The sequence below is a fragment of the Planomonospora algeriensis genome (assembly GCF_977012225.1).
This window is the reverse complement of sequence record NZ_CDRNDK010000659.1, coordinates 1-2,739: the sequence shown is the minus strand read 5'-3', so window position 1 is coordinate 2,739 and position 2,739 is coordinate 1. Positions and strand designations below refer to the sequence as shown.

2 protein-coding genes are annotated in these 2,739 nt (G+C 71.0%); one reads left to right on the top strand and one right to left on the bottom strand.

Going from position 1 to position 2,739, the window contains the following annotated elements; all coding sequences use genetic code 11:
- Positions 1 to 877 (bottom strand): serine/threonine-protein kinase (locus ACWJ6R_RS34110; protein WP_449066168.1); only part of this gene is annotated, 877 nt, incomplete at its 3' end.
- A 431-nt stretch (positions 878 to 1,308) separates the two neighbouring features.
- On the opposite strand from ACWJ6R_RS34110, the gene lanKC reads away from it, so the two are divergent.
- A partial coding sequence (gene lanKC / locus ACWJ6R_RS34105; protein WP_449066167.1) for a class III lanthionine synthetase LanKC occupies positions 1,309 to 2,739 on the top strand: 1,431 nt, incomplete at its 3' end.

Here is a 2,739-nt window from a genome sequence, read left to right as displayed (position 1 = left end):
GACCCGCGTGACCGCCCGCGCCCGGGTCGTCGAAGCTCGGGACGGTGGTGATCTCGTCAGGGACGCGGGGGCGGCCCCCGCCCGTCCTGGCCAGCAGGCGCGCCGTCTCGGCGGCCAGTTCCGCGGCCGGGGGCCGCTTGGACGGGTCGCGCTGGAGCGCGGCGCGCAGCACCGGCTGGAGCTCCGGCGGCGCGCCGTCCACGTTCGCCCGGCCCGCGGTGATGTTGTAGAAGATCATCTCCAGCGTGCCCTTGCCGAAGGGCGGCTGGCCGGTGGCGGCGAAGACGAGCGTGCCCGCCCAGGCGTGCACGTCCACCTCCGGTCCCGCCTCGTGCCCCTCGATGATCTCGGGGGCCAGGTAGCCGGGCGTGCCGATGAACATGCCCGTCTGAGTGAGCCGGGTGGCGTCCACCGCCTGGGCGATGCCGAAGTCGATGAGGACGGGCCTGCCGTCCAGGATGAGCACGTTGCCGGGCTTGAGGTCGCGGTGGATCACCCCGACGGAGTGCACGGAGGCCAGCGCCGAGGCGACCCCGTGGGCTACCTGGAGCAGCGCGGGCAGGTCGAGGGGGCCCTCCTGCTTGACCACCTCGTCCAGCGGGTCGCCGGCGACGTATCGGGTGACGATGTAGGGGCGGTGGCCGGTCACGTCGGCGTCGAGCACCTCCGCGATGTACTCGCTGCGCACCCGCCGCATGGTCTCCACCTCGCGCGAGAGCCGGCGGCGCGCGACGTCGTCGCCCGCCACCTCCGAGCGCAGGACCTTCACCGCGACCTGTCGCCCCTGCGGGTCGACGGCGAGGTGCACCACGCCCATGCCGCCCTCACCGAGCCGCCGCAGCAGTCGGTACGGGCCCAGTCGATCGTCCTGATTCATGGCATGAAGCACCATACCGGCTTAAACCCCGCCTACGAGATGAACCATCAGGCCACATTCCCCGTTCGAACAACGTCTGGCACGCCTCAACGGTTTCCCAAGCGGAGGTAACGCGCAATCTCATTTCGGCGTCAGTTTGCCAGGTGCCGAGCCCTCCCCGCGCCCGTGCTCCGCGATCCGGCGGAACCCGGCCTCAGGGCGGCCGGCGTCATCCGGCCCGCCGCGGCCGGGCCGGACGGCTGGTTCCGGCTGATCGCCGAAGCCCCCGTCGATTTTCCTGAATAACTTTCACTTCAGCGGCGCGACCTCAATCGCCGCACATCCTCACGGCCGGACCTGTGAATTATGCATATGCGAGCGATGGAACTTGTAACTGGAAATGGACCTGTACGTCCGGGATTCTCTCTGTGGAAGCCAGCAAGGAGACCCCCGTGAATGACCAGTACGAGCTTTACTGCCTCGCGGATCCGCTCTTTTACGACACCCTTGACGGCAGCCGCGGCGGCCATCCCGATTTCCCCCTCGCGTCCCGGGAGGTCCCGGACGGCTGGAGCCACCAGGCGACCGACACGTGGATGCACTACGCACCCGCCGAGGCCGTGGTGCCGCCGCAGGGTTGGAAGATCCACGTGTCGGCGTGCGTGGAGGACGCCGAGCGCGCCATGGAAGCGGTGTGGGACTACTGCGTGCCGCGGGACATCCCGTTCAAGTTCCTGCGCAGCCGGCCGGTCATGACGATGCTGAACTCCAAGGCCGCCGCCCGCGGATCGAGCGGCAAGCTGGTCACGGTCTACCCGCTGGACGACGGTCAGCTCGAACTCGTCCTGAAGGAGCTCGACGTCCTGCTCCGGGGGGTGCGGGGGCCCTACATCCTCAGCGACCTCCGGTACGGCGAGGGCCCGCTCTTCGTGCGGTACGGCGGCTTCGTCCCGCGCCACTGCACGGGAGGCGACGGCGAGCCGGTCCTGGCCCTCGAGGACGGGGACGGCAACCTCGTCCCGGACGTCCGCGGCCCCTCCTTCAGCCTTCCCTCGTGGGTGACGCTGCCGGCCTTCCTCGAACCCCACCTGGCCGCACGCAACGCGGTCACCACCGCGGGCCTGCCGTACGAGATCGAGAGCGTCATCCAGTTCTCCAACGGCGGCGGGGTCTACCTCGGCCGGGACGTGCGGACCGGCCGGCGGGTGGTGCTGAAGGAGGCGCGCCCGTACGCCGGGCTCGACACCGTGGACCGGGACGCCGTGACCCGGCTGGCGCACGAGCGGGACATGCTGGAGCGGCTGTCCGGACTGGACGCGGTGCCCGCGCTCGTCGACTACTTCACGCTGGGCGGCCACCACTTCCTGGTCCAGGAGTTCGTCGACGGCAACCCGCTGCAGCGGCTCCTCGTGCAGAGGTATCCGCTGACCCGCGCCTCATGCGGTCCGCGAGAGCTCGCCGACTACACCGCCTGGGTGCTCGACGTGCTGCCCGGGGTCCGCGCGGCCGTCGAGTCCCTGCACGGGCGCGGGGTGGTCTTCGGCGACCTGCACCCGAACAACATCCTCGTCACCGCCGAGGGCCGCCTGGTCCTGATCGACTACGAGGTCGCGACCCTGGCCGAGGACCGCGAACGCGCCACGCTCGGCCACCCCGCCTTCGCCGCGCCCCGCGACCGGCACGGCGTCGAGACGGACGCCTACGCCCTGGCCTGCCTGTGCATCGGGCTGTTCGCCCCCCAACCGATGATCATGCAGATGCTCGACCGGGGCAAGGCCGCCCAGCTGGCGGACCTGATCAAGGAGGCCTTCCCCGTCCCGCCCGAGGTGATCGACGACGCGGTCCGGCCGGGGCACCGGGCGCGGAGCCGGCGCGCGCGCCGG